Raw genomic sequence first — 26,868 nt, forward strand, 5'->3', positions numbered from 1 at the left:
GGCCGGGGCCCCCGGAGCTTGTGGGGTCGGGAGGTCGAGGGTTGGTTGGGCTGGTGGGCCTGGGGGTTCGGCGGTCGGTGGGGTCGGGAAGCCGAGGGGTGCTGAGGTCGGCGACCCCGGGGCCGGTGGGCCGGGTTGGGGCGTGGAGGCCGCCGGGGGACCGGGAGCCTGCGGGGTTGGGAAGGCGGGGGGTGGTGGGGCCGGTGGGGGAGGGGAGCCGGAGCGTTCTGGAGCCGGAGTTCCAACGGCCGGTGGGGTCGGGGACCCGGGAGCCGGCGGGGTCGGGAAGCCGGGGGTTGGTGGGCCGGGTTGGTGCGCGGAGGCCGAGGGCGGTAGGGCCGGGGATCCCGGAGCTTGTGGGGTCGGGAGGTCGAGGGTTGGTTGGGCTGGTGGGCCCGCGTATTCGGCGGTCGGTGGGGTCGGGAAGCCGAGGGGTGCTGAGGTCGGCGACCCCGGGGCCGGTGGGCCGGGTTGGGGCGTGGGGGCCGCCGGGGGACCGGGAGCCTGCGGGGTTGGGAAGGCGGGGGGTGGTGGGGCCGGTGGGGGAGGGGAGCCGGAGTGTTCTGGAGCCGGAGTTCCAACGGCCGGTGGGGCCGGAAGGCCGGGCGTCGGGTGGGGCTCGGAGCCGGGGGGCGGGGGAGTGTTCATGGGCGTACTCGACTCCACCCCGTCAGCCGGCTGTCCGGCCGATCTGGACGTTCTCCAGAATGCCCGCGGCGTCGGGCACCAGGATGGCCATCGAGTAGTACGCGGTGACCAGGTAGCGGATGATCGCCGTCTCGTCGACGCCCATGAACCGTACGTTCAGGCCCGGCTGGTACTCCTCCGGGATACCGGTCTGGAACAGTCCGACGACGCCCTGGTCGGCCTCGCCGGTGCGCAGGGCGATGATGCTGCTGGTGTGGTGGTCGTTGACCGGGATCTTGCCGCACGGGAAGAACGGCACACCTCGCCAGGCGGGCACCTCGTGCCCGTCGACGTTCGCCGTACCGGGCACCAGCCCGCGCTTGTTGCACTGCCGGAAGAACGCCGCGATCGCCTTGGGATGGGCGAGGAACAGCCGCGTCTTGCGCCGCATCGACAGCAGCTCGTCCAGGTCGTCAGGGGTCGGCGGGCCCGAGAACGTACTGATGCGCTGGCTGTAGTCGATGTTGTGCAGCAGCCCGAACTCGCGGTTGTTGACCAGCTCCCACTCCTGCCGCTCACGGATCTCCTCGATGGTCAGCCGGAGCTGCTGCTCGGTCTGGTCCATCGGGTCGTTGTAGAGATCGGCGATCCGCGTGTGGACGCGCAGCACGGTCTGCGTGAGCGACAACTCGTACTCGCGCGGGTCGAGTTCGTAGTCGACGAAGCCGCCGGACAGCACCGGCTCGCCCACATGCCCGGCCTGCACCGGCACATCCGCCTCGCCCTTGCGGTTCATCGGCTTGCTCTGCCGCTCCGCGTAGGCCTCCAGCTGGGCCGCGAAGGACGGGACGCGGTCCGTGTACTCCCGGAGCGCGTCCCAGGACAGCACCAGCACCACGCCCGAGGTCTCCGCCCGTACGGAGGTGAGCCACAGCGGGTCGGCCCGCCCGACCGCCTCGTCCCCGAGCCCTTCGCCGTCCGAGACGACCCCGATGACCTCCTCCTCGCCGTACTTGCCGATGGCGTACCGGGTGAAGCGGCCGTGCACGATCAGGTAGGCCTCGGTGACGGGCTGGCCGGCCTCGAAGAGCACCTCGCCGACGCGCACCTCACGGACCTCGAAGCGCGACGCGATCTGCTTCAGCACCTCGGCGTCGGAGTAGCCGCGCAGCACGGGCAGTTCGGTGAGCGTCTGGGGGATGACCCTGATGTCGTCGGCACCGTTCTGCTCGAACTGCACCCGGCCCCGGCCGAGACGCAGCGTCAGACGCCGGTTGACCCGGTAGGCGCCGCCCCGGACATCGACCCACGGCAGCATCTTGAGCAGCCAGCGCGAGGTGATGGCCTGCATCTGCGGCACGGACTTGGTGGTGGTGGCGAGCCGGCGCGCCGCCTGCGTGCTGAGACTGGTGAGCTGAGCCTCGGCCGCGCCGGTGCCGGCAGCGGGCTCGGGAGCCGGCTCGTCGGTGGCGGGGCCGGTGGTGCTTTCGGGGGCGGACACATTCCCTCCCTGGGATCGAACGGGATGTTCGCTGAGTGAGCGGGGCGAGGCCGTTGCTGAGCGGGGGTGGCCCGGGAAGCCCGGGACGGTGGGGTGGCAGGCGAAGGCGGCGACTCGTGGCGCCCGTGAGCCGGACGCGCCGCGAGGCATAGCCAAACAGCGGCAGAGGTGACCGGATAACCGCGTGAAGGGGGCGGTTTCTCGCGCCGGAGGTGGCAAACCCACGATGGGAGTGGAGGACGAGCGGGCGTATGCCCCCACGCCGCTCGCCGACCCGGCCGCGCCCGGCGCACAGGGTGCACAGCACCGCGTGTCGCCGCGGTCACCGCCCGTACCGCTCCGGCGCACACCCCGTGGTGACTCGCACGCCGACACCACTCACACCCAGTCGTTCACCAGCACCGCCGCCCCGTCGAACCGCCCCGCCTTCAGGTCCCCGAGCGCCTCCACGGCCCGCGACAGCGGGTAGGGACGCGTCGTCGCCCGGACGCCGTGGCGAGCCGCCAGCATCAGGAACTCGCGGCCGTCCGCACGCGTGTTGGACGCGACGCTGCGCACCTGCTTCTCGTAGAACAGCTCGGTCTCGTAGTGCAGGGGAGGCGTGTCGGTGAGGTGGATGCCGGCGATGGCGAGGACGCCGCCCCGGTCGAGGGCGCGCAGCGCTACCGGGACCAGTTCGCCGACCGGGGCGAAGAGGATCGCGCTGTCCAGCGGCTCCGGCGGCCTCGCGTACGCGTCCTGCGCGGACGCGGCGCCCAGTTCCAGCGCCAGCCGCCTCGCGGCCGCACCACGCGTCATGACGTGCACGACGGCCCCCTCGGCCAGCGCCACCTGCGCGCACAGGTGGGCGCTGCCCCCGAAGCCGTACAGCCCGAGCCTCCCGCCGGGCGGCAGCGCGGCCCGCCGCAGCGCGCGATGGCCGATGATGCCCCCGCACAGCAGGGGCGCCAGTGCCACGTCCGGCACGTCGTCCGGCATCCGATAGGCGAACGCGGCCGGTACGGTCGTGTACTCCGCGTAGCCGCCGTCCGCGAACCAGCCCGTGTACTCGGACCGGGGACAGAGGTTCTCCGCGCCGCGTGCGCAGTACGCGCAGTCGCCGTCCGTGCGGCGCAGCCAGGCCACGCCCACCCGGTCGCCCACCGCGAAGCCGCGCACCGCCGCGCCCGCCCCGGCCACCGTCCCGACGACCTCGTGCCCGGGCGTGACACCCGCCCGGTGCACGGGCAGATCACCTTCGGCGACATGAAGATCCGTACGGCACACTCCGCAGGCGCGCACCCGCACCAGCAACTCGTCGTCCGCGGGCACCGGCACCGGTTTCCCGACCAGTCGGAGCGAACCCTCCCCGACCGGACCCGGCCGCTCCACCGACCACGCGCGCATCGTCCCGTCCGCCATACCGCTCCCCGTCCTGCCGAGGGCTCCCGCCCAGTCTGCGGCGGAACGTCCTGTTCGGCGCGCGGGCCGACCCGAGGATGACTAGCGTGAGGAAACGGACCATCCACCCATCCGGAGAGGGCCGCAGCCATGGCCGTGCAACCTGAAGGAGCCCCTTGCTGGGCCGACGCGACGTTCAGTGACCTCGAAGGGGCCAAGAGCTTCTACGGAGACGTCCTCGGCTGGACCTTCGCCGAGGCGTCGCCGGAGTACGGCGACTACACCCAGGCCTATGCGGACGGCAAGGCGGTCGCCGCCGTCGTCCCGCCCATGCCCGGACAGCCGGAGGCCCCGTCGCAGTGGTGCCTGTACTTCGCCGCCCGGGACACCGCCGCCACTGCCGCCCGGATCCGCGACAACGGCGGCGAGGTGCTGATGGAGCCGATGCAGGTCGGCGACTTCGGCACCATGTGCCTGGCCCGCGACCCGAGCGGCGTCGTCTTCGGCGTCTGGCAGGCGGGCACTCACGAGGGCTTCGAGGTGATGGCCGAACCGGGCGCCTACACCTGGGCCGAGGTCTTCACCCGCGAGCCCGAGAAGTCCGACGCGTTCTTCCCCGCCGTCTTCTCCTACCGGCAGCGGGACATGCAGGACGGCGAGATTGACTTCCGCATCTACGACCTCGGCGAACGCACCGTCCTGGGCCGGATGCAGATGACGGAGGAGTTCCCGCCCGAGGTGCCGCCGTACATCAACGTCTACTTCGCCGTCGGGGACTGCGACGAAGCTGTGGCGAAGGCGACCAAGCACGGCGGTGTCCTGCGGTTCGGCCCGATGACCACGCCGTTCGGCCGGTTCGCCGCCATCAGCGATCCGCAGGGCGCGTTCTTCTCGGTGATCGACGTCACGACGACCGAGGGAGACATGCCGAACCTGTCCGACGTGTCGTAGCCACCCGGCCCTCCCGGCCCGGCGGACCGTGCGGCCATGGCATGATCGAGCCCATGCTTGAACGTGTTGTGGCCGCGTGCGACGGGGCTTCGAAGGGAAACCCGGGGCCCGCGGGCTGGGCCTGGGTCGTCGCCGACGCTTCCGAGAGCCCGGTGAGCTGGGAGGCGGGGCCGCTCGGCAAGGCCACCAACAACGTCGCGGAACTGACCGCGCTGGAGCGCCTGCTGACGGCGACCGACCCGGGCGTACCGCTCGAGATCCGGATGGACTCGCAGTACGCGATGAAGGCCGTCACCACCTGGCTGCCCGGCTGGAAGCGCAACGGCTGGAAGACGTCCGCCGGCAAGCCGGTCGCCAACCAGGACCTCGTCGTGCGCATCGACGAACTCCTGGACGGCCGCTCGGTCGAGTTCCGCTACGTGCCCGCCCACCAGGTCGACGGCGACCGGCTCAACGACTTCGCCGACCGCGCCGCCAGCCAGGCCGCCACCGTCCAGGAGTCCGCGGGCAGCGAGCTCGGTTCCCCCGAGCCGCCGCCCGCCCCGGACACCCCGGTCAAGGCACCCCGCTCCCGCCCGCGCGGCGGCTCGGCCCGCACCGCGAAGGCCTCCGGCGCCAAGGGCTCCTCGCGCACGATCAAGGCGAAGTTCCCCGGCCGCTGCCAGTGCGGCCGCTCCTACGCGGCGGGCGAGCCCATCAGCAAGAACGACAGCGGCTGGGGACACCCGGAGTGCCGCGCGGCCGCCACAGCCTGATCAGACGTCGAACGTGTAGTGCGCCGTGTGGTCCAGCAGATCCGCCGGGCTCGTGTCGTGCCACGGCCTCATCGTCTCGTTGAGGTCGATCACGTTCGGGGTGCCCGAGACCGGCAGATAGCCGGAGCCGGGGTGCCGCCGCTGCCACTCGGCCCACAGCTTGTCGATGTACGCGTGGTGCAGCCAGAACACCGGGTCGTTGGGCGAGGCACCGGTGGCCATGTGCCCGCCCACCCACACGTGGACGCGGTTGTGCAGATTGACGCCGCGCCAGCCTTCGAGATGGTTGCGGAATCCGTCCGAGCCGCTGTTCCAGGGCGCCATGTCGTACGTCGGCATCGACAGCACCGACTCGACCTCGGCCGCCGTGGGCAGCTGGCGCCCCCCGGCACCGAGGGACCGGCGCAGGAACGTACGGCCGTCGACCCGCACGTTGATCTGCCAGTTCCCGCCGGCCGCGGCGAACGGACCGTCCGACACCCGGCCGTCCCGGTCGCGCCCGGTGCCGCCGAGGAATTCGGGCGCCCAGAGCGAGGCACGCGGGGAACGGTCGACGGTCCAGTCCCAGTACGGCAGGGCCACCGACGCGTCCACCGACTGGAGAGCCCGCTCGAACTCCAGGAGGAATCTTCGGTGCCAGGGCAGGAAGGACGGTGAGCGGTGGCCCGTCCGCTCGCCGTTGTCGGTGTCGGAGACGATGAAGTCGTTGTGCGTCGTGACGAACGCGTCGTAGCGGCCGCTGCGCTTCAGCTCCACGAGGGCGGCGACGAAACGCCGCTTCTCGTCGGCGGTCAGGGCGGACTGGTTCTTGCGGACGGTCATGTGCGGGTGCTCCAGAGCCTTTCGGTGCGGGTCAGTTGGCGGGGAAGGGCAGCAGCCGCGCGCCCTGCAGCTCGTCCACCGCGGCGCGGGCGGCGGCGCGCGGGGTGGCCACCGGGTCGTAGTGGCTCACGACGCTGATCCAGGTGCCGTCGGCGTTGCGCATCACGTGCAGTTCCACACCGTCGACGAACACCGCGTATCCGGCGCCGTGGTGGTGATGACCGGTCCCGGCGGCCGGGCGGCCCTGTATCCGGCGGCCCTTGTAGACCTCGTCGAAGGTCCCGGGGGAGTCGTGGTGCCCGGTGGCGGCCGTGGCGGGTACGACGGCGGGCAGGACGCCGGCCGTCCCGGCGAGGACGGCCGCGGCGGTGAGCGCGCGGCGACGGCTGAGTTCCGGCATGCGGACCTCCTGGGTCGGTTGGGGTGTTGACCTGGGCATGCCTACCGGTCCGTCCGGTACCGGGAGAAATCCGCGCGAGCCGGTTGGCTGCGATCCGGGCAATTCCCCTTATGTCGTGCAAGGTTGAACGAAGATGATCTTGCCGTCAGGGGGCGGGGCGTGGGCACGGAAGGGGAGATTCCACCTGCTTGGGGTGTCGCGGCGGTTGTTCCTCCCCGTGGGGCCCGCTGCCCGTGGTGCACGTCACGCCGCGAAACTGGCGCGATCGCGCCGAACTGGCCGTCGCCACCCTGCTCGGCCTGGGCGTGATGTACGGCATCGCCCGCGGCACCGAGGTGCAGGCACACCTCAGCCCGTAGCGCCCTGGCCGAACAGCCGGTCCAGGAAGGCGTTGCCGTACACGCGGTGCGGGTCGAGCCGGTCCAGCACCGCGTCCGCCTCGGCCCACTCCGCCGTACCGACGGCGGCCGGCACCACCGATCCCAGTACCTCCTCGTCGCTCCACACCCCGTCGTCCGTGTACGCCCACCCCTTGGACCACTCCACCCGGGTGAGCGCGAACCCGCCGTCGAAGGTGCGCAGCAGGAACCGCTCGATCTCCCGCAGGAACGCCTCCGCGTCCGGGGTGCCCGGCAGCGTCAGGACGTCCAGCCACACGGCCGTGTCCCACTCGGGGTGGTCCGCGCGCGGCCGAAGCGCGGACAGCAGGGGCGGGCGGGCCCCGGCCGCCCCGGCGTCGCCCGGCTCGTCCAGGCCGGTCACCCGGATCTCCACCGAGCCGTTGACCGGGAAGCTGCCCCGGGCCGCGTACGCCGCCAGCCGCTCCCGGTAGAAGGCGGCGAACTCCGAGAGCACCCGCTGCACCTGCTCCCGCGAGGTGAGGACCGCGTAGCCGTCGGCGTGCACCCGCAGGGTGCTCGGCTTCAGATACAGCAGGGTGTTCTTGGACGGTCCCCAGAGGTCGGCGGAGAGCGTCGTCACCAGCCCGAGCGCGGCCGCTTCGTACTGCGCGGCGCCCAGCACCGGCGCCAGATACCAGGCCGCGTCCGACGTCATCCGGCCCACCAGCTCCGCCACCGGCGTCGGGATGTTGTCGGAGAACGGGTAGTTGTACGGCCGCGTCACACGCCGCGAGGTCAGCGGCCGGGTGGGGGAGACGCTCCACACCTTCAGCCAGGGATGCTCGGTGAAGGCGAACCAGATCGCCTCGACCCGCCCGGCCTCGTCCAGGAAGCGTGTGAAGGTACGCCCGTCGGAGCCGGGCGCTGCGAACAGTTCGCCGGCCGGGATGTCCGTACGGCTCAGGCACCGCAGGTTCGTGTTCGCCCCCACCCGCAGCACCACCTCGGTCACCAGGGAGCGTCCGAGATGGGTCAGCAGCGCGGCACAGTCCGCCTCGTCGCGACGGAACGTGCGCACCACGTACGCGCCGGCCCCGGAGTCCCAGACGACCGCCGTCAGGGACAGGACCAGATTGCTGAGCGAGCCGTACGTGTGCCCGGGCCGCCGGTGTTCGCCCCGCGCGGGTACGGCGGTGCCGTGCGCGTCGATCGCCAGGGCGCCGCCCAGGGTGAGGACACCCGGAGCGGGAGCGGCCGTGACGCCCAGGCCGTGTTCCTCAAGGAAGGTCAGCAGGGCCTCCATGGTCACGCCGGTTCCGGCGCGTACGGCCGTCGGCGAGTCCAGCGCGAGGCCGGTCAGACGGGGCGTGGTGTCGACGAGGAGGACGGGCGCGCCGGACGGCGTCCCCTCCGTCACGGTCAGGGGCGACCAGCCGTGCGAGGCGCCCCGGGCGCGCACCCGCCACCCGTGCCGCCACGCCCAGTTGACGACCTCGGCCACCTGCTCCGGGCCGTCCGGCGCGCAGGCCCACAGGCCATCCGCGGTGATCTCGCCGACCCAGTTCCGGTACGCCGAGCGGTACAGCGCGACATCCGCCGGGAAGTCCGGCAGCTCCGCCGCCGCGGCCGCCGGATCCGCCGGCAGACTCGGCGCGGCGGCGAGGGCGGCCGCCGTGCGGAGGAAGCCCCGGCGCGTCCAACGCGGCTCTTGGGAAGGGCAGTTGCTCATTGAACCGGTAGTCACGTGGAGTCACGCTAGGGGCCCGGCTGACACGTGACACGTTCCCGTCGCAACTATTCACTCGTGTGAGTGAACGGGCAGGGGTGGCGGGCCGGAGCGACACGTTCCGCGCGTGGCCGTGACGGATGACAGACTGACGCCCATGGACGAGCGCACATTCGACAGGTCGGGTCAGCACGCCTCCGTCGTAGGCCTGGGCACATGGCAGCTGGGTGCCGACTGGGGAGACGTCGACGACAAGGAAGCCCTCGCGGTACTGGAGACGGCGGCCGAATCCGGGGTGACCTTCTTCGACACCGCCGACGTGTACGGCGACGGCCGCAGCGAGCAGACCATCGCCACGTTCCTCAGCGGCAGGCCGGACCTGCACGTCCTGGTCGCCACGAAGATGGGCCGCCGGGTCGACCAGATCCCCGGGAACTACGTGCTCGACAACTTCCGCGCCTGGAACGACCGCTCCCGGCGCAATCTCGGCGTCGACCGGATCGACCTGGTGCAGCTGCACTGCCCGCCGACATCCGTCTACTCCACGGACGAGGTGTTCGACGCCCTCGACACCCTGGTCGAGGAGGAGCGCGTCGCCGCGTACGGCGTCAGCGTCGAGACCTGCGAGGAGGCGCTGACCGCGATCGCCCGGCCGAACGTGGCGAGCGTGCAGATCATCCTCAACCCGTTCCGCATGAAGCCCCTGCGCGAGGTGCTCCCGGCCGCCCGTGCGGCGGGGGTCGGCATCATCGCCCGCGTCCCGCTCGCCTCCGGCCTGCTGTCGGGCAAGTACACGCGGGAGACGGTCTTCCCCGACAACGACCACCGCGCCTACAACCGGCACGGCGAGGCCTTCGACGTGGGCGAGACCTTCTCCGGCGTCGATTACGCCACCGGTGTCGAGGCCGCCGCCGAGTTCGCGGCGCTCGCCCCCGAGGGATACACCCCGGCCCAGCTGGCCCTGCGCTGGATCGTCGAGCAGCCCGGCGTCACGACCGTGATCCCCGGCGCGCGTTCACCCGAGCAGGCCCGTGCCAACGCGAACGCCGCCCGCCTGCCGGAGCTGTCCGGCGAGACGCTGGCGGCGGTCCGCGACCTCTACGAGCAGCGCGTCAAGGACCAGATCGAGTCCCGCTGGTAGAGACCGCCTGGCTCACGGCATCCGTCACGGCACCAGGAGCAGCTGCCGCTCCTGCTCCTGGTCGCCGGAGGCGACACCGTCGTCGCGGGCCGTGAAGGCCCGGGTGAGCGTGTCGCTCGCCCGCCGCACCGCCTCCGGGGTGCCCTGCACGGTCACGGTCACCGGCGCGGACAGCCGCTCGGCGCTCTCCCCGGCACTGCCGGCGCGCCCCGCCTCCGCATCGCCGAAAGTGGCCATGTGCACCGTCGCGTTCTCGTCGGCGGGAAGCTCGTCCGGCGCCCCGAACGTGCCTTGCAGGGCGCGGACGACCGCTCGTGCGTCGTCCGTGCCGCCGCCGCTGAGCGTCACGGTGAGCTGCGTTCCGGACATGCGTCCACGACCTCCTCGGGTTCTGCGTCATTCGCGTCGTCCGTGTATCCGACGCCTGATCGCTCAAACCGCCGCGCGGCCCGGGACGACGCCGTTTTACGGGGAACTCGCGGGAGAGAAGGACGCGAGGTCTCACACCGGGAGGAACAGTGTCGGACGCGGTAGAGGGCGGGGCCAGGCGCCGGGGGCGCGACGAGACCGAGGAGGAGAGAGCGGACCGGATGTGGCAGGAGCTCATCCAGGAGGTCCGCGTGGCCCAGATGGGCGTGCAGATTCTGTTCGGTTTTCTGCTCACCGTGGTGTTCACCGAGAAGTACGACGATCTGACCAGCACGGACCAGACGATCTACCTCGTGACGGTCGTGCTCGGCGCGTGCGCGACCGGTGCGCTCATAGGCCCGGTGTCCCTGCACCGCCTCGTCTCCGGGCGGCGCGTCAAGCCGCAGGCGGTACGGCTGGCCTCCCGGCTGACGCTGCTCGGCCTCCTCCTGCTGCTGGCCACGACGACCGCCTCCCTGCTGCTGATCCTGCGCGTGGCCACGCACAACGGCTTCGTGCCCTACCTGGTCGCCGGAGTGGTCTGCTGGTACCTGCTGTGCTGGTTCGTCCTGCCCCTGTGGACCAGGTACCGCCATACGTCGGAGTGACGGCCGCCGTGCCGCCGGGCCGGACCGAGGACCCGGGGATCAGCCTCCGGCGATGACGTCCGCCAGGAAATCGTCCACGTGGACCTCCTCGCGGCCCGGCGGGACCATCTCGTGGGTCTCCCGCAGGAACGCCGCGAACCCCGGGGCCCACGCGAACACCAGGGCGTGGTGACGGCCGCCGTCGGGGCGGGCGTCACCGAGGAACTCCAGGCGCAGCTCCTGCCACATGCCCCGCGACACCGGGCGGATCCGCACGTCGCCCACCCCGACCGGACGCCGCAGACCGTCGGCGAGCATCTCGCGGTCCAGCTGCCACCGGGCGAGGACCCGGCCGTCGTGGCTGAACACGAGGGTGACGGCGAACGGGTCCGCGGCGTCGTAGCTCAGGTGGGCGAGCACCGAGAAACGGTCCGTGTCACCGGCCTGGAGCTGCACCACCAGGGTCTTGTGCACGAAGGAGTTCACGAAAGGGCCTCCGGGAAGAACCGACGTAGAGCCCTCTAGTACCCCTCACACGCGCAAGATGCTCAGCCCTCCGGGTGATTCCCCCGGGCACCGCGCAGCGACTCGATGCAAACGGCCACGGCCCGCTGCAGCTCCTCCAGGCGCTCCACCATGTCGTCCTCGTAGAATTCCGGGGTGTCGTCGAAGGTCAGCTCCTCGAACACCTTGGTCGCCCGCTGCAGGCTGCTGTAGAACTTCGTGCGCCGCTCCTGCACCCGCAGCCCCGGGTCGGCCTCCACGGTCTCGACCACAAGGGACTTCATGGTGTCGTACGCCTCGGTGGCCCACTCGCCGGAGTCCTCGTCCTCGTCCAGCTCGTCGATGAGCGACAGATGCCTCTCGGCCTCCTGACGCAGATCGGCGGGCGCGTCGAGGGTCTGCCCGGCGGGCGTCTTGATCTGGCCCGACTCGGCGATCTGGCGCACGTAGCCGATGCGGTCGGCCGCCCTGCTCTCGCCGGCGACGGCCTTCTTCAGCTCGTCGGTGCGCACGACGTCACGGGCCAGCTCGGCCTGCAGGTCGGGGTCCTCCCGGACCCGGTCCAGCAGGGCCTGACGGGCCGCGCGGGCGGTGGAGGGGTCGGCGAGGATCGCGGCACGCAGGGCGGTGGGATTCTCCGCGACCTCCAGCGCCTTCGTGGGCCGGATGCCCTCCGCCTCGGCGGCCTCGGTGATGGCGGTGCCGCGCTCGGAGGTGGCGCTGTTGCGGGAGACGTAGTAGCTCAGCCACACGTCGGCGTCCGGCAGTTCCACGTCCGCACCCGGCGCCAGCGCCTCGAAGTGCGGGACCAGGCCGTCGTCGGCGGCCCGGTCCCACGCCTTGTAGTAGCGCATGACCCGCTCCGGAGAGCACCCGGCGAGCTCCGCGAACTCCTTCGCCGACACCTTCGGCGTCTCGTCCGCGCCCTGCCCGCCGGGCCGCACGCTGCGCGCCACCTTCAGCCCGAAGGCCCACCCTCCGGTCCGGGCGTACGCCCCGAACTCCCGCGCGTCCAGCGCGACCAGGTCGGAGACGGGCGCCGGGGAGGTCTCGGGCGGGGTGATGGCTACGGTCACGGACGACTCTCCTGAAGGGGGTTGGCTGCGTCGAGTACGTGCAGGCCAGCAGCCTATCCCCACCGGCGGAGAGCCATCCGCGCCACCGGCCTCAGCCGAAGGCGTCGCGCAGCGCGGGCAGCAGGGTCTTCTCCGACCAGTCCAGGTACGCCGGCTGAGACTCGCCGCCGATCTGGACCAGGGCGATCTCGGTGAAGCCCGCCTCGGCGTACGGGCGCACGGCCTCGACGAAGGCGTCCGGGTCGTCACCGCAGGGGATGGCGTCGGCCACGTCGTCGGGCGTGACGAACTGGGTCGCCGCATCGAAGGAATCCGGGTGCGGCAGCTCCGAGTTGACCTTCCAGCCGCTGCCGAACCAGCGGAACTGGGAGTGGGCGCGCTCGACGGCCGTGTCCCGGTCGGGGTCGTAGCAGACGGGCAGCTGCCCGATGCGGGGCTTGCCCGCGCCGCCGTGCCGGTCGAACGCCTCCAGCAGCCCCGCCTTGGGCTCCGTGGCGATCACCAGGTCGCCGAGCCGGCCCGCGAGTTCGCACGACCGCTCCCCGGAGACCGCGACACCGATGGGCGGCGCCTCGTCCGGCAGATCCCACAGCCGGGCCGACTCCACGTCGAAGTGCGTGCCGCGACGGTTGACGTGGCCGCCCTTGAAGAGGGCCCGGATGATCTCCACGGCCTCCTCGAACATCTCGTGCCGTACGTCGACGGACGGCCAGCCGCCGCCCACCACGTGCTCGTTGAGGTTCTCGCCGGAGCCGAGTCCCAGCCGGAACCGGCCCTCGGACAGCAACTGCAGCGTGGCCGCCTTCTGTGCCACCACCGCCGGGTGGTAGCGGAACGTCGGGCACGTCACATACGTCATCAACGGGATACGTGACGTGGCCTGGGCGGCCGCGCCGAGCACGGCCCACGCGTAGGGCGAGTGACCCTGCGAGCGCAGCCACGGGAAGTAGTGGTCGGAGGTCACCGAGAAGTCGAAGCCCGCCTCCTCGGCCCGCACCACATGGTCGACGAGCTCTCGGGGGCCGGCCTGTTCGGTCATCATCGTGTATCCGATTTGCACCATAACCGGCGAGTCCCCGGACAGCGGGCGTGAAAACGGCTCGATCAAGGTCCGTCGGCGGGGAGAGGATGCCTCCATGAGTGCCTCCGCCCTGCCGACCGGCAGCCCCGCCTCCCAGGGCGTCGACGCCTCCGGTGTCCACGCCTTCCTCGACGCCCTCGAAGAGGCCCCGGAGATCGAGCCGCACAGCCTGATGATCATGCGGCACGGACACCTCGTCGCCTCCGGCTGGTGGGCGCCCTACACCCCCGACCGCCCTCAGCTGCTGTACTCGCTCAGCAAGAGCTTCACCGGGACCGCCGCCGCCCTGGCCGAGGCCGAGGGCCTGCTCGACTTCGACGCGCCCGTGATCTCCTACTTCCCGGAGTTCGAGGCCGACATCACCGACCCCCGCAGCCGCGCCATGCTCGTACGGCACGTGGCGTCCATGTCGAGCGGCCACGAGCGGGAGACCGTCGAGGAGACCTACGGGCTGGACCGGGCGGAGCCCGTGCGCGGGTTCCTGCTCCTGCCGCCGGACCGCGACCCCGGCACCGTCTTCGCCTACAACCAGCCCACCACCTACACCCTCGCCGCGATCGTCCAGCGGGTGACCGGGCAGCGGCTCACCGAGTATCTGCGCCCGCGGCTGCTGGATCCGCTCGGCATCGGCGAGGTGTTCTGGCAGCGGGACCGCGCCGGCCGCGAGATCGGCTACAGCGGTCTGCACGCCACCACCGACGCGATCGCCCGGCTCGGCGAGCTGTATCTGCGCGACGGCGTCTGGGAGGGCGAGCGCCTGCTGCCCGAAGGGTGGGCGGCCCGGGCCGCGCGCCCGCACATCCCGACCGCCGGTGAGATGGGAGACACGGACCGGCAGGACTGGGACCGGGGCTACGGTTACCAGTTCTGGACCTCCCGGCACGGCTACCGGGGCGACGGCGCGTACGGCCAGTTCTGCCTGGTGCTGCCCGAGCACGACGCGGTGATCGCGACGACCGCGGCGACCGAACGGATGCAGGACTTCCTGAACCTCGTCTGGAAGCATCTGCTGCCCGCCTTCGGCCCCGAGCCGCTGCCCGGCCGGGAGACCGCCGACGCGGCCCTGCGCGAGCGTCTCGCCGGGCTCGCGCTGCCGCCCGCCCCGGGCAGCCCCGCACCGCCCGGACGGGCCGAGGACTGGGCCGCGGCCGCGTTCGGCTCCCCGGTGGGGGACGGCCCGGCCCGGTCGGCCGGGCTCGTACAGGACACGGACGGCTGGACACTCCGGCTCGCCGAGGGCGAGAGCCTCCTGGACCTGCGGATCGGGACGGCGGGCTGGACGGTGGCGGAGAAGCCGCTCCCGACCGCGGTGAGCGGCGGCTGGACCGACGCCGGCACGCTGGCCGTGGAGGTGGCGTTCCTGGAGACCCCGCACCGCCTGGCGCTGACGTGCTCCCTCGCGGACCGTACGCTCACCGCGCGCTGGCGCACGCAGCCCCTGCGTCCCGGCCCGCTCACCTCCCTGCGCGCGCCGCGCGGCTCAGTCTGAGTCCGGCCGGAAGGTCTTGAACACGGTGCGCAACGTCTGCTCGTTCGCGCTGTCCTCCCAGTCGGCGGCCGGGGTCGTCCAGCGCAGCGAGAAGCTCCGGCCGCCGCCCAGCAGGATGCCCCGGCCCAAGGTGCGCACACGGGTGTCCCCGACGTCCGCCGTCCACTCCATGTCGGCGGCCTCGCGCCCCTGGTACGTCGTCGCGCGGATCGCGCCGATCCGGTCGTAGTCATCGGACTGCTTCAGGTTCGGTTCGACGTCGTCCCGCCACACGGCCACGGGGTCCGGGCCCGCGTCCGCGCTGAAGGTGACGGCCAGCGTGCGGTCGTCACCCTCAGCGCCGAAGACGACCCGGTACGCCTGGCCCTGGCGGTCGGTGTCCAGCCGCTTCCAGTTCTTGGGGAGTGCGACGGAGAAGCCCTCCGGCGCGTGGTAGCGCTGGAAGCCGGGGGGCAGGCCGGTGGCCGGGGCGGACGGCGTGGGCTCGGGGGACGACGGGGTGGGCGTCGGGGAGGAGGGCTTCTCCGTCGGGCTGGGCGTCCGGGACGGCTCGGGAGCGTCGCCGCCGGCGCTCTCGCCCGGCGAGGCGGCGGAGGCCGGCGGCCGGGCCGGTGACTCGGCCGCCTCGCTACCGGTGTCACTGCCGGGCAGTCCCTGGGTCGCGGCGAGCACGGCGACCGCGACGGTGACCACGGCCAGGGCCGTCCCGGCCACCATGGTCCGTCTGCTCCAGGCCGGGTTCCCCGGCAGCATGGCGGCGTACGAGCCGCGCAGCCGCGGGGCCTGCACCGACGCCAGGGCCGCTTCCGGGTCCTCGCTGAGCGCGCGGGTCAGTGCCTCCCGGACCACCGGACGGGTCAGCCGCTCGCGTGAGTCCTTGCGGAGCAGCCCCTGCACGACCTGGGTGAGCGGCCCGGAGCGCACCGGCGAACGCAGCGGCAGCCGGTCCACGGCCTTCAGGGTGTTCTCCGGGCGCCCCCGGTCACGGAACGGCGGGCGTCCCTCGGCCATCGTGTAGAGGATCGCGCCCAGCGCCCACAGGTCGGCGGCGGGGCCGATGCGCTCGTCCCGGGCCTGTTCCGGAGAGGCGTACGCGGGGGCCGTGAGCCGGGGCGCGAGGGTGGCGCCGGCCAGGCCGTAGCCGGTGACGACGACCGAGTGGTCCTCACGGACGAACACCTGCCCGGGGCTGAGTTCGCCGTGGGTGATGCCCTCGGCGTGCGCCGCGTCCAGGACGTCGAGCAGCTCCAGGCCGATACGCGCGGCGCGCACGTAGTTGAACGTGCCCTGCTCCGAGAGGAGTTCGCCCAGCGGCGTGCCGTCGATCCACTCGTTGACGGTCCACAGGGCGCCGGCCTCCTCGACGGTGTCGACGACCGCGGCGATCCGGCCCGGGCACAGCAGCGCCATGTTCTCGGACGTGCGCAGCAGCCGGGCGGAGGCCCGGCGCTCCGGTTCGAGGGGGTCGTCCGGAAGCCCGATCTGGGTGACGAGACACGGCCGCGAGACCTCGCCGGCGCCGGTGTCCTCGGCATACCAGCAGATGCGGTTGGTCTCGCGCTGGATGATCTCGAGCAGCCGGTACCGGCCGGCGACCAACTGGTGTGTGGAGACGTGCGCCCTGCCCATGGCCATCCCTCGACTGGAAACCTGGCTCTCAACCTTTTCCAGATGTACGGGGAGTGAGGCGCACTCTGTTCAATCGGATCGCAACTCCGTGTTCATTCTTGTCTTTTGTTCAAGAGATGGGGGCAAGTGCGCGAGGAGAAACGGTCTTTCATGGGCTCCGGCACGGCTCACCTCGGCCGCCCGGTCCACCTTGAGCGCGGAGAATTGGCACGCCGCCGCCCGCGGATTCGCAAATTCCGGGCTGGCCTGGTGGTAACCGCCGGTAAATGCGGCGGTGTACAACAGCTGAACTCGGAGCCCTCCGATGAATTCCGCGACGGATTCCCCGAGGGCGGTCGGATCCTCAGCGCAGCCCGAAGCGATGCGTCCAGGCGATCATGTCTCCCGTGGTCGCGTTGCCCCCGCACACCACCAGGCCGAGCCGGGCTCCGTCACCGACCCGCTCCAGGACCTGCCGGGCGGCGGGCAGCAGACAGCCGGCGGCCGGTTCGGCCCACACCTTGGCGTGGTCGGCCAGCTCCAGCGAGCCCCGCACGGCTTCCCGGTCCGGGACCACGAGCACCTCGGTGACCAGGGCCGAGACATGGTCGTACGTCAGCCGCGACACGGACGGGGCGCTGAGCGTGGAGACGATCGACGACAGCGCGACCGGCAGCGGACCGCCCGCCGCCAGCGCCTCGGACATGGCCTGCGCGCCCTCGGTCTCCACGCCCCACACCCGCACCCCGGGCCGGCGTGCCCGCAGTGCCGCGGCGACCCCGGAGATCAGCGCGCCGCCCCCGATGCTGACCAGCACGTCGGTGAGCTCCCCGGCGTCGGCGGCGAACTCCAGGCCGACCGTGCCCTGCCCGGCGATCACCACCGGGTCGTCGAAGGGGTGGACCAGGGTCAGGCCCTCCTGCTGGAGGCGCGTCATGAGCGCGAACGCGCCGTCCATGTCGTCGGTCAGCCGCACCGACGCGCCGGACGCCTCCGCGATCTCCACGGCACGGGAAGGCGCCGAGCGGGGCATGACGACCGTGGCCTTCACATCGAGGGCCGCCGCCATGACCGCGACGGCGATCCCGTGGTTGCCGCCGCTGACCGCCACCACCCCCGCGGCCTGCTCGGCCTCGCCCAGCGACAGCAGCTTCGCCGCCGCCCCGCGCGCCTTGAACGAGCCGGTGCGTTGCAGCAGTTCCAGCTTCGCGGTGACCGGGGCGCCGAGCAGCGCCGACAGCCCCGGGCTGGGCACGGTCGGGGTGCGCTCGACGTGCCCGGCGATCCGCTCGGCCGTTGCTTCGATCTCCGAGATGCCGATCACTGCTGTCGTCCTTCCGGGCGCGGGTCGCGGAACGCGCCTGGTCGCACCCTGGCCCGCCGACCCGGCCGAGGTCAATCACGCCGGGCGGAGGCCACCGGATCAGACGTCGCGCCGGACCAGGAAGTCGAGCAGCGAGCGCAGTTCGCCGGCGGCTCCCGCCGCCAGTGGCACCCCGGCGAGCGCCGTCTCGACGGCGGCGAGGTGACGCCGGGCCTCGGCCAGGGCCGCCGAACGGCCGCCCGCCTCCTCGATCAGGGCCGCCGCCGCGTCGGGCTCCTCGCCGCCCTCCAAGAGCGCGGCGATCCTGCCGCCGCTCGGGGAGCCGAGCGCGACCAGCACCGGGAACGTCTTCTTGCGCTCCCGCAGATCGCCGTGGACCGGCTTGCCGGTGACCCGGGGGTCACCCCAGATGCCCAGCACGTCGTCGACGATCTGGAAGGCGATCCCGAGGTGCCGGCCCGCCCGGTCGAGCGCGGTGACCGTCTCCGGGGCGGCACCCCCGAGCACGGCGCCCAGCGCGGCCGCGCAGCCCAGCAGGGCGCCCGTCTTGAGCTCCGCCATCGTCCGGTACTCGTCGGGCCGTACCCGCTGCGGTCCCGTCCAGGGCCGCTCGGCGAACAGCAGGTCGTCCGCCTGCCCCCGCACCAGATCGCCCAGCGCCCCGGACAGCGTCCGCACGGCACCGGCACCGCCCGGCTGCGCGGCGAGCGTCTCGACGGCCAGCGCGAACAGGGCGTCGCCCGCGAGCACCGCGGGTCCCGTGCCGTAGGCCTTCCACACGGTCGGGCGGCGGCGCCGGTCCGCGTCACCGTCCATGATGTCGTCGTGCAGCAGGGAGAAGGTGTGCACCAGCTCCACCGCCACGGCCGCCGCCACCCCGGACCGGCCGGGCGCACCGGCCGCCTCGGCGCCCAGCACCGCGAGCGCCTGCCGTACGCCCTTGCCGCCCGAGGCGGCGGCCGGGGCGCCGCCCACCTCGCACCAGCCGAAGGAGTACGCGGCCATCTCGCCGATCCAGGGGTGCAGCCGCCCGACGGCCTCGGCCAGGGCGGGGCGCACGAGGGTGCGGCAGCGTTCGAGGATCTGGTGGGCGTCCGCGGAGCGCGTGGTGCGGGCCGGGGCCGCGAGGTCCTGACGTGTCGCCCGTACCGCCATGGGGAGCGCCGTCATCGGGCCGCCTCCGCCCCGGCGAGAGCGAGCCCCGTGTCCGGTATGCCGAGCTCCTCATGGGCGCGGGCCACCATCTTGCGGGCGTGCTGGAGGCCGATCCGCTCCAGCCTGCCGGCGAGCTCGGCCAGTTCGGCCGCCGTCTCGCCGCGGTCGCGGCCCAGCCGGGCCAGGGACTTGGCCAGCCCGAGGCGCGAGAGCGCCTCCCCGCGCGGCTCGCTCATCTCACGGAACTCCGCGAGCGCCTGCTCGTACAGATCGCGTGCCTCGGCGTAACGCCCGGCCCGGTACAGCACGTTGCCGCGCATCTTGTGGTTGTAGGCCAGCGCGCTGGACAGCCGCATCGCGCGGCAGGTCGTCTCCGCCTCGCTCAGCAACTCCAGGGCTCGCTCGGTGTCTCCGTCGCGCACCGACACCACGTCGGCCAGACCGCGCAGCGCCCAGGCGTGACCACGCCGGTCGTCGGCGCGCGCCGCGATCTCGGCGGACTCCTCGAACAGGGCGTACGCCCTGTCGTAGTCCCCGGTGTTGCGGTGCATCTGCGCGATGCCCTCCAGCGCCCACACCGTGTGCCGCGCCTCCCCGCGCCGCCGGGCCTCGGCGAGCAACTGCTCGTGCAGCCGGCCGACGGCCTCGTAGTCGCCCTGGATGCGGCCGGTCTCGGCCAGGCCCGCCAGCGAGTAGCCGCGTACGACGATGTCCCCGCCGCGTTCGCCCAGGTCGGCCGCGAGCTGGAGGAGGCGGCGGGCCAGCGGGAGCGCGCCGCGCTGCCGGGCCAGTGTGCCGCCGCTCCACAGGGCCCAGGCCATCGCCCCGACGTCCTCGGCCTCGCGGGCGGCGCGGTAACTCGCCTTCCAGGCCCGGTCCGCGTCCGCGACCCGGCCCAGCCTGCGCTGCGCCTCGGCCACCGCGAGTCCGGAACGCGCCACCTCCCCGGGCTCGCCGGCACGCTCGGCCGCCCTCAACTGCTCGGTGCCGGCGGCCAGTACGTCGGTCAGAGAGGAGTTGACGGACAGAGTGGTGAGCGCGCCCTGGTACTCCGGGGCGAATGCCTTGCCGTACATCGATGCCTTTCGGTCCGTATACCCACCATGTATACGCGCTGTGTATACATGGTGGGTATAGAAGGGGGGAAACCGGCCCTGGCCACGAGGGCCAGGGCACACCTGTTGCCGATCAAGACGTCGGTGGAACGGACCGGGTTGCCTGTGAGGCGTAGATCACCCGAGGGGCTTCAGCGCTTCGATCAGTGCTGCCCGGGCTTCTGCGGGGTCGCCTCGCTCGGCCGTACCACGACGTGTCCCTCGCCCTGGAGCAGCAGTTGCACGGCCTCGCCGGAGCCGCCGCGCAGCATCGACCCGATGGACTGGGAGCGGTGCAGGGAGGTCTGCAGGCCTGCGGTCCAGCCGACGATCGCGTCGGTGTCGACGTACACCGGGTACTGCGCGGAGACCGGGATGACGAGCGGGGTCCCCTCGCAGACCAGGCCCAGTTTGCCGTGCCCGGTGAAGACGCTGTTGAACAGACCGCCGCCGGTGATGCCGGCGCCCTTCACGGTCGCGATGCGATACGACAACGTGGCGTCGAAGCACAGCACGTTGCGGCCGTTGACGGTGAACTCGTCGCCGGGTTCGACGTCGACGATGAAGCAGTTCTGCGCTTCGTGGGCGAACCAGGCCTCGCCCTGCCCGCGCACCGCCATCAACGGCAGTCCCTCCCCGGTCACCGCGCGCTTGAGCATGCCGCCCATGCCCTGGCCCTTGCGCTCGAACTGGAGGTTGCCGCGGTAGGCGATCATCGCGCCCTGCCGGGAGAGCATCTCGCCGTTCACCGTGTACCGGACGCACTTGGCGTTCTCGATCGTCATGCCCGCCGCGACGGGCGGCTGGGCCATGTGCTCGCTGGAAAAGAGGTCACCCTTCATGCGGGCATCCTCGCCCGGAGCGTCTCCCTCCGCCAAGATCGCGGGCGGGGGCGACGGCCCGGAGCGCGGTGGCGCGGTGTCAGGCGCCGAAGAGCTGCGTCCAGTACGTGCCCGCCCGGCCGCCGCCCGCGAAGCCGATGCCGATGTGGGTGAAACCGGGCTTGAGGATGTTGGCCCGGTGGCCGGGACTGTTCATCCAGCCCTCCACGACCTCGGCGGGGGAGCGCTGTCCGCAGGCTATGTTCTCGCCGATGGAACGCCGGGTGGATCCGGCCGCGGCGGCCCGGTCCCAGGGCCGGCTGCCGTCGGGCGCGGTGTGCGCGTAGAAGGCGCGGGCCACCATGTCGGCGCTGTGCGCCTGCGCGGCGGTGGTGAGCAGCGGGTCGACGGCCAGGGGCGGGAGCCCGGCCCGTGCCCGCTCCCGGTTGGTGAGGTCGGTGACGGCCGCTGCCGTGCCGACCAGTCCGTCCGGTGTGAACGGCCGGGCCCACAGGGCGGTCCAGTAGGTGTCACCGGAGGGGCCGTCGTGGACGTGGGCCAGTCCGGTGTGGGTGAACGCCGGGTCGAGCAGGGTGCGGCGCGGAGCGTCGGTGCGCAGACAGTAGGCGACGAACTCGGCGGGTGTGCGCGGGCCGGACACGAGGTGCTCGCCGACGGTGAGATACGCGTATCCCGCGCCGGTGACGCGCTGGTAGACGGAGACACCGTCCCGGCTCTCGACGCCGAGGCGTCCCGTCATGGCCATGGCGGCGGCGTGCTCCCGGGCCGCGGACGCCAGACGGGCGTCGAGGGCCGTCGGCGGCGAACCGGCTTCGGCCCGCGCGGAGTTGACGAGCGCCACGAACCCGTCGGGACCGGGTGCGGAGGGCGTGAAGGCGGGAGGTCCGGGGGAGTGGACGGCACGGTGGGCCGGTTCGGCCGCTGCCCGGTGCCGTGCGGCCGAGGCCGCCGCCTGCCCGGCCGCGGGCGCGAGAGCCGCTGGGAGCACCCCGCCGCCGAGCGCGCCCGGCCCCGACGCGGACGTGTCGTCCACGACATCGACGCCGAAGTCCCGGGCGACTCCCGCCAGTCCGTCGGCGTACCCCTGGCCCAGGGCCCGTAGCTTCCAGCGGTCGCCGCGCCGGTAGAGCTCCGCGAGCAGCAGCACCGTCTCCTGCCCAGGGTGTGGCGGGGTGAACCGGGTGAGGGGGCGGCCACCGGCGTCGGTGACGTGGAGCGTGGGGGAGGGCAGGCGGCCCAGGGTGGTTCCGGGCTCTGCCGGACTGACGGCGACGGTGAGCCGGGTGGCTCCGGGACGCAACCTCGCCGGGTCCACGCTGAGCGTGTCATCCCGCAGCGCGGCTCCCGGGGCGGCCGGCTGGTTGTAGAAGACGAAGTCGCCGTCGCCCCGGACCTTTCCGCTGTCGTCCGTGATCAGCGCGGACACGTCGAACGGCCCGGGCACCCGGACGGTCACCGCACCGCCCGGCAACGCCAGATTGCCACCGGGGACCAACTCGCCTATCACGCCCGGACAACGGCCTGGGGAGCGCGAGGGTTCCGGTCGACGACCTCTGCCTCGGTGGCCGGCTCACTTTCCACCAGGCCGTCGTCGGCCGGATCGACGTGCCGCAGTCGTCCTGACGCCATGATCGAGACGCTCGTGCCGTCGCGGCCGGGGGCGTGGAAAGCGTCGGAGGACGCACCACTACCGTGTCGTATGCCGGGACCACCCGGACGAGCCGCCGCGCGCCCGGCGGCTCGACGACCCTACGAGACCTCGCGCCGTGAGAACGCCCGCCGACCGGCCGAAGGAGCGCCGACGATGCCCCGCAGCGCACGCCCCCGCCGCCGTACCGCCCTGGCGGCCCTCTCCACCTGCCTGGTGCTGGGCTGCGGAGCCGGCGCGACACCCCAGGGGGCCGAGCCGGCCCGGCCTCCCAGCGCCCCGGCCGAGCCAGGGGACGGCGTGGTCACCTGGGCCTCCTCGGCCGACCACATCGGCGAGGCGGTCGACGGCCGCGGCTACCGGCTGGTGGTGCACACCAGCGTCGGCGGCAGCGGTATGCGGGTGCGGCTGTCCAACGCCTTCGGCAAGCAGCCCGTGACCTTCGGCAGCGTCCACGCCGGCCTGCAACGGGAGGGAGCCGCGCTCGTCCCCGGCAGCAACAGACGCCTGACCTTCGACGGCGCGCGCTCCGTCACCGTCCCCGCCGGCGGCATCGTCCACAGCGACCCGTTGCCCGGCCACGTCCCCGCCGCGAGCTCGCTCGTCGTCAGCCTCTACGCCGCCCGGGCGGCAGGCGCGCTCACCGGGCACTGGATGGCGATGCAGACGTCGTACACCACCGAGGGCGACCACACCGCGCAGGAGAGCGCGGCCCACTGGAAACAGCGGACCGGTTCCTGGTCCTACCTCGACGCCGTCACCGTGCGGCCACGGTCCGCCGCGGGTGCCGTGGTCGCCCTGGGCGACTCCGTCACCGACGGCTGGCAGTCCACCACCGACCTCAACCGGCGCTGGCCCGACTACCTCGCCCGCCGGCTGGCCGAGTCCCCCACGACGACGGTCAAGGGGGTCGCCAACGCGGGGATCGCCGGAAACAGGGTCCTTACCGACGGTCCCGGGCAGAGCGCCCTGAACCGCCTCTCCCGGGACGTGCTCTCGCTGCCCGGCGTGCGCACGGTGTTCCTCTTCCAGGGTGTCAACGACATCAAGCTCGAACCGGGCCCCACGGCCGCCCAGCTGATCGCCGGGTACCGCACCCTGATCGACCGGGTGCACGCGGCCGGCAAGTGTGTCGTGGCGTCCACGATCGCCCCCTTCAAGGGCTGGCAGGAATGGGACCCCGCCGGGGAGGCCGTGCGCCGGGAGGTCAACGCCTTCATCCGCAACAGCGGCGAGTTCGACGCGGTCGCCGACTTCGACCGCGTCCTGCGCAGCCCCGACGACCCCGAGCGGATCCGCCCCGTCTTCGACGGCGGCGACCATCTGCACCCCAACGACAAGGGGATGCAGGCGATGGCCGACGCCGTCGATCTCGAGAGCCTCGACTGCGGAAGCCGCTAGCCCGGTCTGTTCGGCGCCTCGACGGCGTGCTCACCCGGTCGTGCCGGTCAGCCGGACGCCGTCGGCTCCGGGGTGATCAGGCCCTCCCGGTAGGCGATCGCCACCGCTTCGCCGCGGCTCGACGCGCCCAGCTTGGCGAGGATGTTGGAGACATGGACGCTCGCCGTCTTGCCGCTGATGAACAGCTCGTCGCCGATCTGCCGGTTGCTGCGGCCGAGGGCGAGCAGCCGCAGCACCTCCTGCTCGCGGGCGGTGAGCGCGCCGGCCCGGTCCTCGGCGCCCGGTGTGTCCGAGAGCCGGCCGCGCCGGACCAGGGCGTCGAGCTGCTCCCGCAGCGGCGTGGCGCCGAGGGCGTCGGCGGTCTCCCGGACCGCCCGCGCCTGAGCCACCGCCTCCTCGCGACGCCCGGCCGCCACCAACGCCTCGGCGTACCGCAACCCGCAGCGAGCCCGCTCGTAGACATCGCCGTAGCCGAAGGCCTTCACCGCATCCGACCAGGCCGCGGCGTCCGGCCCCGACACGGCCCGGAGCCACTCCGCCTCCGCCCGGGCCAGCCAGGCCTGCCCCTCGGGGCCCTGGGGGCCGCCGTCCTCGCCGCGTGTGGCGGTGGCCCGTGCCAGTTCCACGAGTTCGGTCGCGGTGTCCGTCCAGCGGCGGGTTCCCGCCTCGTCGCCGGTCAGCCGCAGCCCGGCCGCCGCGTCGGCCACCGCGGACAACGCCAGGGCGGCGAGCCGGACCGCGACGTCCGGGCGGGTGCCCGCCTCGTCGGTGAGGGCCGTGACCGTGGACCGCGTCCACCGCACCGCGTCCTCGGGATCGCGGCGCAGCCCGGCGGCGTCGGTGAGCACGATGCCCGCGACCAGGGTGCCCATCCAGTCGAACGGCCCCTCCAGCAGCGCCCGCGCCCGGTCGGCGGCGACGAGATCGCCGCGCGCCAGCGCCACGGACAGCGCCGGACCGTCCGTGTAGCCTCCGGCCGCCGGCAGCACGTCCGCGTCCGTCGCCGCCGCGCGCACGCACTCGTCCCAGCGGCCCAGCACATGCAGCACCAGCAGCCGCAGGTACCGCATCTCCAGCGGATACGGCGAGGACAGCAGCCCGGCGCGCCGGGCCCGGTCCAGGCCCTCCGTCAGCCAGGGCAGGCACTCCGCCAGCGCACCGGACTCGTAGCACCCCATGGCCAGGTTGAACAGGGCGCGCAGCTCCACCGGCGCGTTGCCCGAACTCCGGGCCAGCTCCCGGGCCTTGATCAGCCGCTCACGGCCCTCCGGGCTGCGCCGCCCGCCGCCGTCGAACACGGCCAGGGAGATTAGCAGGTCCGCCTGGGCATCGGTCACCCGCAGCCGCTCCGCCACACCCAGGGCCCGGCGGGCGACCCGCACCGCGGTCTCGTTCTCCCCGACGTGACGTGCGGCCATGACATGAGTGGCCGCCGCCCACACCCAGGTACGCGACGGCGGATCCTCGGGGATCATCCCCAGAGCCTCGCTGCTGTAGGCGAACGCCGCCGTCAGGCTGTCCACGCTCAGCAGGTTCCCGGCGAGGGTGTAGCGGACCCGGGCGGCGAGTTCGGAGTCGGCGTCCTGGCCGAGTTCGCCCAGCGCGGACCGGGTGAGGGAGACGGCGCGGTGCAGTTCCCCGGCGTGCACGGCCGCCGCCGAGGCGCGCAGCGTCAGCGTCACCCGGTCGATGCCGCCGCCCGAGGGCCGGACCTCGGAACCCACCGCGGGCCACAGGTCCAGGGCCGCTTCGAGATGCCGCTGCTCCTCGGCGGGCGCACCGACCCGCTGGGCGTGGTCGGCCGCCTCCAGGGAGGCGGTCAGCGCCTCGGCGAGGTCGTGGCTCTCCCGGTAGTGGTGCGCGCGCTCGGCGGCGCTCTCGGCGGTCCGGCCGCGCCCGGCGAGCAGCCGCGCGAACGCGCCGTGCAGCCGCGCCCGCTCCCCGGGAAGCAGATCGGCGTAGACGGCCTCGCGGGCGAGGGCGTGCCGGAACGAGTACGTGTCGTCGTCCCCGGCCACGAGAAGCTGCCGTCCCACCGCCTCGCGCAGCGCCGACTCCAGTTCCTCCTCGGGCAGTCCGACCGCCTCACGCAGCACCTCGTGCTCCACCCGGCGTCCGGCGACGGCGGCGGTCCGCAGCACCTGCTGCGCGGTGTCGGAGAGCTGCTCGAAGCGGATCAGCAGTACGTCGGCGAGGCCGCCGGGCACCCCACCGGGCTCCGAGTCGGTGGCCGCGAACAGTTCCTCCGCGTAGAAGGCGTTCCCCTCGGCGCGCTCCACGATCCGCCGCACGGTGGTGTCCGGCAGCGGCCGGTGCTCCAGGGCACGTACCAGCCGGGCCACATCGGGGTCGGCCAGCGGCCGCAACTCCAGCCGCTCCACGGAGGGCAGCCGTATCAACTCCGCCAGCAGCGGCCGCAGCGGATGCCGTCGGTGCAGGTCGTCGGCCCGGTACGAGGCGAGGACCGCCAGCCGGTGCCGGAGGACACCCCGGCCGAGCAGGAACCGCAGCAGATCCCGTGACGACTGGTCGGCCCAGTGCAGATCCTCCAGCACGAGCAGCAACGGGGCGACATCCGCCGCCGCGGCGAGCAGCCCCGCCATCCCCTCGAAGAGCCGCAACCGCCCGTCCACGTCCCGGACACCGTCGGTCCCGGCCCCCAGCAACCGCTCGACGACCGGGTGCGCGGACAGAGCGGCGGCGAACCGCTCATCCCCCGCGAGCACCCCCAGCACCTCGGTGAACGGCAGATACGGCAGCCCGACGTCCCCGAGGTCCACGCAGTGCCCGGTGACGACGGTCATCCCGGCTTCGGCGGCCTGTCCGGAAACCTCCTCCAGGACCCGCGTCTTACCGACCCCTGCGTCTCCGGCGACCAGTACCGCACGGGCTTCCCCACCCCGGGCACGCTCCAGCACGCCACTCAGCCGGGCAAGTTCGGACTCCCGCCCCACAACCGGCGTGACGAATGAACCCTGGGGCACTGAACCAACCTTCTTCTGTCAGG

At 73.0% G+C, this 26,868-nt stretch carries 24 protein-coding genes; 7 read left to right on the forward strand and 17 right to left on the reverse strand.

Translation table 11 applies throughout. The features are described 5' to 3' along the window. Positions 1-670: 670 nt before the first annotated feature. Positions 671-2,128, reverse strand: a complete 1,458-nt coding sequence (locus ACZ6I3_RS15125) for a family 2B encapsulin nanocompartment shell protein (RefSeq protein WP_469414845.1) — start codon at positions 2,126-2,128, stop codon at positions 671-673. Positions 2,129-2,506: 378 nt separating this feature from the next. Beyond that, positions 2,507-3,514 (reverse strand): zinc-binding alcohol dehydrogenase family protein, encoded by a 1,008-nt coding sequence (locus tag ACZ6I3_RS15130; RefSeq protein ID WP_469415030.1) that lies wholly within the window; start codon positions 3,512-3,514, stop codon positions 2,507-2,509. A gap of 144 nt (positions 3,515-3,658) precedes the next feature. Here ACZ6I3_RS15130 and ACZ6I3_RS15135 point away from each other — a divergent pair, with 144 nt between their 5' ends. Both ACZ6I3_RS15135 and ACZ6I3_RS15140 read left to right on the forward strand, forming a co-directional pair. Further along, positions 3,659-4,459, forward strand: coding sequence for a VOC family protein (locus ACZ6I3_RS15135; RefSeq protein WP_469414846.1), 801 nt, complete (start codon positions 3,659-3,661; stop codon positions 4,457-4,459). Positions 4,460-4,500: 41 nt separating this feature from the next. After that, positions 4,501-5,214, forward strand: a complete 714-nt coding sequence (locus ACZ6I3_RS15140) for a ribonuclease H family protein (RefSeq protein WP_469414847.1) — start codon at positions 4,501-4,503, stop codon at positions 5,212-5,214. Here ACZ6I3_RS15140 and melC2 read toward each other — a convergent pair whose 3' ends face one another. Both melC2 and melC1 read right to left on the reverse strand, forming a co-directional pair. After that, positions 5,215-6,036 carry a tyrosinase MelC2 gene (gene melC2 / locus ACZ6I3_RS15145; protein ID WP_469414848.1) on the reverse strand — a complete coding sequence of 274 codons (822 nt, stop codon included), beginning with the start codon at positions 6,034-6,036 and terminating at the stop codon, positions 5,215-5,217. It abuts the gene before it with no gap. A gap of 31 nt (positions 6,037-6,067) precedes the next feature. Beyond that, positions 6,068-6,436: an apotyrosinase chaperone MelC1 gene (gene melC1 / locus ACZ6I3_RS15150; RefSeq protein ID WP_469414850.1), complete on the reverse strand. Its 369-nt coding sequence runs from the start codon at positions 6,434-6,436 to the stop codon at positions 6,068-6,070. 233 nt (positions 6,437-6,669) lie between these two features. Here melC1 and ACZ6I3_RS15155 point away from each other — a divergent pair, with 233 nt between their 5' ends. Then, on the forward strand, positions 6,670-6,795 hold the full coding sequence (locus ACZ6I3_RS15155) for a hypothetical protein (protein ID WP_469415041.1): 126 nt from the start codon (positions 6,670-6,672) through the stop codon (positions 6,793-6,795). Here the strand turns inward: ACZ6I3_RS15155 and ACZ6I3_RS15160 are convergent. Then, positions 6,785-8,506, reverse strand: coding sequence for a cholesterol oxidase substrate-binding domain-containing protein (locus tag ACZ6I3_RS15160; protein WP_469415032.1), 1,722 nt, complete (start codon positions 8,504-8,506; stop codon positions 6,785-6,787). The genes ACZ6I3_RS15155 and ACZ6I3_RS15160 overlap by 11 nt on opposite strands. A gap of 154 nt (positions 8,507-8,660) precedes the next feature. Between ACZ6I3_RS15160 and ACZ6I3_RS15165 the strand changes: the two genes are divergently transcribed. Further along, positions 8,661-9,644 carry an aldo/keto reductase gene (locus tag ACZ6I3_RS15165; protein ID WP_469414852.1) on the forward strand — a complete coding sequence of 328 codons (984 nt, stop codon included), beginning with the start codon at positions 8,661-8,663 and terminating at the stop codon, positions 9,642-9,644. 24 nt (positions 9,645-9,668) lie between these two features. Here the strand turns inward: ACZ6I3_RS15165 and ACZ6I3_RS15170 are convergent, their stop codons facing one another. After that, positions 9,669-10,013, reverse strand: a complete 345-nt coding sequence (locus tag ACZ6I3_RS15170; protein WP_468189451.1) for a hypothetical protein — start codon at positions 10,011-10,013, stop codon at positions 9,669-9,671. A gap of 149 nt (positions 10,014-10,162) precedes the next feature. Here ACZ6I3_RS15170 and ACZ6I3_RS15175 point away from each other — a divergent pair, with 149 nt between their 5' ends. Then, positions 10,163-10,660, forward strand: a complete 498-nt coding sequence (locus ACZ6I3_RS15175; RefSeq protein ID WP_469414853.1) for a DUF6328 family protein — start codon at positions 10,163-10,165, stop codon at positions 10,658-10,660. Between the two features lie 39 nt (positions 10,661-10,699). On the opposite strand, the gene ACZ6I3_RS15180 is transcribed toward ACZ6I3_RS15175, so the two are convergent. From ACZ6I3_RS15180 to ACZ6I3_RS15190, 3 genes are all read right to left on the reverse strand, one after another. Then, on the reverse strand, positions 10,700-11,125 hold the full coding sequence (locus ACZ6I3_RS15180; RefSeq protein WP_469414854.1) for an SsgA family sporulation/cell division regulator: 426 nt from the start codon (positions 11,123-11,125) through the stop codon (positions 10,700-10,702). Positions 11,126-11,187: 62 nt separating this feature from the next. Beyond that, a complete protein-coding gene (locus tag ACZ6I3_RS15185) occupies positions 11,188-12,219 on the reverse strand; it encodes a hypothetical protein (RefSeq protein ID WP_382833262.1) in 1,032 nt (343 codons plus the stop codon). Between the two features lie 91 nt (positions 12,220-12,310). Beyond that, positions 12,311-13,282, reverse strand: coding sequence for an LLM class F420-dependent oxidoreductase (locus ACZ6I3_RS15190; protein ID WP_469414856.1), 972 nt, complete (start codon positions 13,280-13,282; stop codon positions 12,311-12,313). Between the two features lie 73 nt (positions 13,283-13,355). Between ACZ6I3_RS15190 and ACZ6I3_RS15195 the strand changes: the two genes are divergently transcribed. Continuing rightward, entirely contained in the window at positions 13,356-14,789 is a 1,434-nt protein-coding gene (locus ACZ6I3_RS15195) for a serine hydrolase domain-containing protein (RefSeq protein ID WP_469414857.1), read from the forward strand. Here the strand turns inward: ACZ6I3_RS15195 and ACZ6I3_RS15200 are convergent. From ACZ6I3_RS15200 to ACZ6I3_RS15230, 7 genes are all read right to left on the reverse strand, one after another. Then, on the reverse strand, positions 14,781-16,418 hold the full coding sequence (locus tag ACZ6I3_RS15200) for a serine/threonine protein kinase (protein ID WP_469415033.1): 1,638 nt from the start codon (positions 16,416-16,418) through the stop codon (positions 14,781-14,783). The two genes, ACZ6I3_RS15195 and ACZ6I3_RS15200, sit on opposite strands and share 9 nt — an antisense overlap. Positions 16,419-16,761: 343 nt before the next feature. Then, positions 16,762-17,721, reverse strand: coding sequence for a threonine/serine dehydratase (locus ACZ6I3_RS15205; protein WP_469414859.1), 960 nt, complete (start codon positions 17,719-17,721; stop codon positions 16,762-16,764). Between the two features lie 99 nt (positions 17,722-17,820). Further along, entirely contained in the window at positions 17,821-18,891 is a 1,071-nt protein-coding gene (locus ACZ6I3_RS15210) for a polyprenyl synthetase family protein (RefSeq protein WP_469414861.1), read from the reverse strand. Further along, the gene (locus ACZ6I3_RS15215) at positions 18,888-19,952 is read right to left on the reverse strand and encodes a tetratricopeptide repeat protein (protein WP_469414863.1); all 1,065 of its coding nucleotides are present in this window, start codon (positions 19,950-19,952) and stop codon (positions 18,888-18,890) included. The genes ACZ6I3_RS15210 and ACZ6I3_RS15215 overlap by 4 nt, the downstream gene beginning before the upstream one ends. Positions 19,953-20,134: 182 nt before the next feature. After that, complete coding sequence (locus tag ACZ6I3_RS15220; protein ID WP_469414865.1) at positions 20,135-20,812, reverse strand: AIM24 family protein; 678 nt, start codon at positions 20,810-20,812, stop codon at positions 20,135-20,137. Between the two features lie 79 nt (positions 20,813-20,891). Continuing rightward, the gene (locus tag ACZ6I3_RS15225) at positions 20,892-22,316 is read right to left on the reverse strand and encodes a CAP domain-containing protein (RefSeq protein WP_469415035.1); all 1,425 of its coding nucleotides are present in this window, start codon (positions 22,314-22,316) and stop codon (positions 20,892-20,894) included. Continuing rightward, entirely contained in the window at positions 22,316-22,441 is a 126-nt protein-coding gene (locus ACZ6I3_RS15230) for a hypothetical protein (protein ID WP_469414866.1), read from the reverse strand. Before ACZ6I3_RS15230 ends, ACZ6I3_RS15225 begins: the two co-directional genes overlap by 1 nt. 175 nt (positions 22,442-22,616) lie before the next feature. Here ACZ6I3_RS15230 and ACZ6I3_RS15235 point away from each other — a divergent pair, with 175 nt between their 5' ends. After that, positions 22,617-23,861, forward strand: a complete 1,245-nt coding sequence (locus tag ACZ6I3_RS15235) for an SGNH/GDSL hydrolase family protein (protein WP_469414868.1) — start codon at positions 22,617-22,619, stop codon at positions 23,859-23,861. A gap of 47 nt (positions 23,862-23,908) precedes the next feature. On the opposite strand, the gene ACZ6I3_RS15240 is transcribed toward ACZ6I3_RS15235, so the two are convergent. Then, positions 23,909-26,845, reverse strand: coding sequence for a helix-turn-helix transcriptional regulator (locus tag ACZ6I3_RS15240; RefSeq protein WP_469414870.1), 2,937 nt, complete (start codon positions 26,843-26,845; stop codon positions 23,909-23,911). Between the last annotated feature and the right edge of the window lie 23 nt (positions 26,846-26,868).

This window comes from Streptomyces sp. NPDC041940, assembly GCF_055589465.1.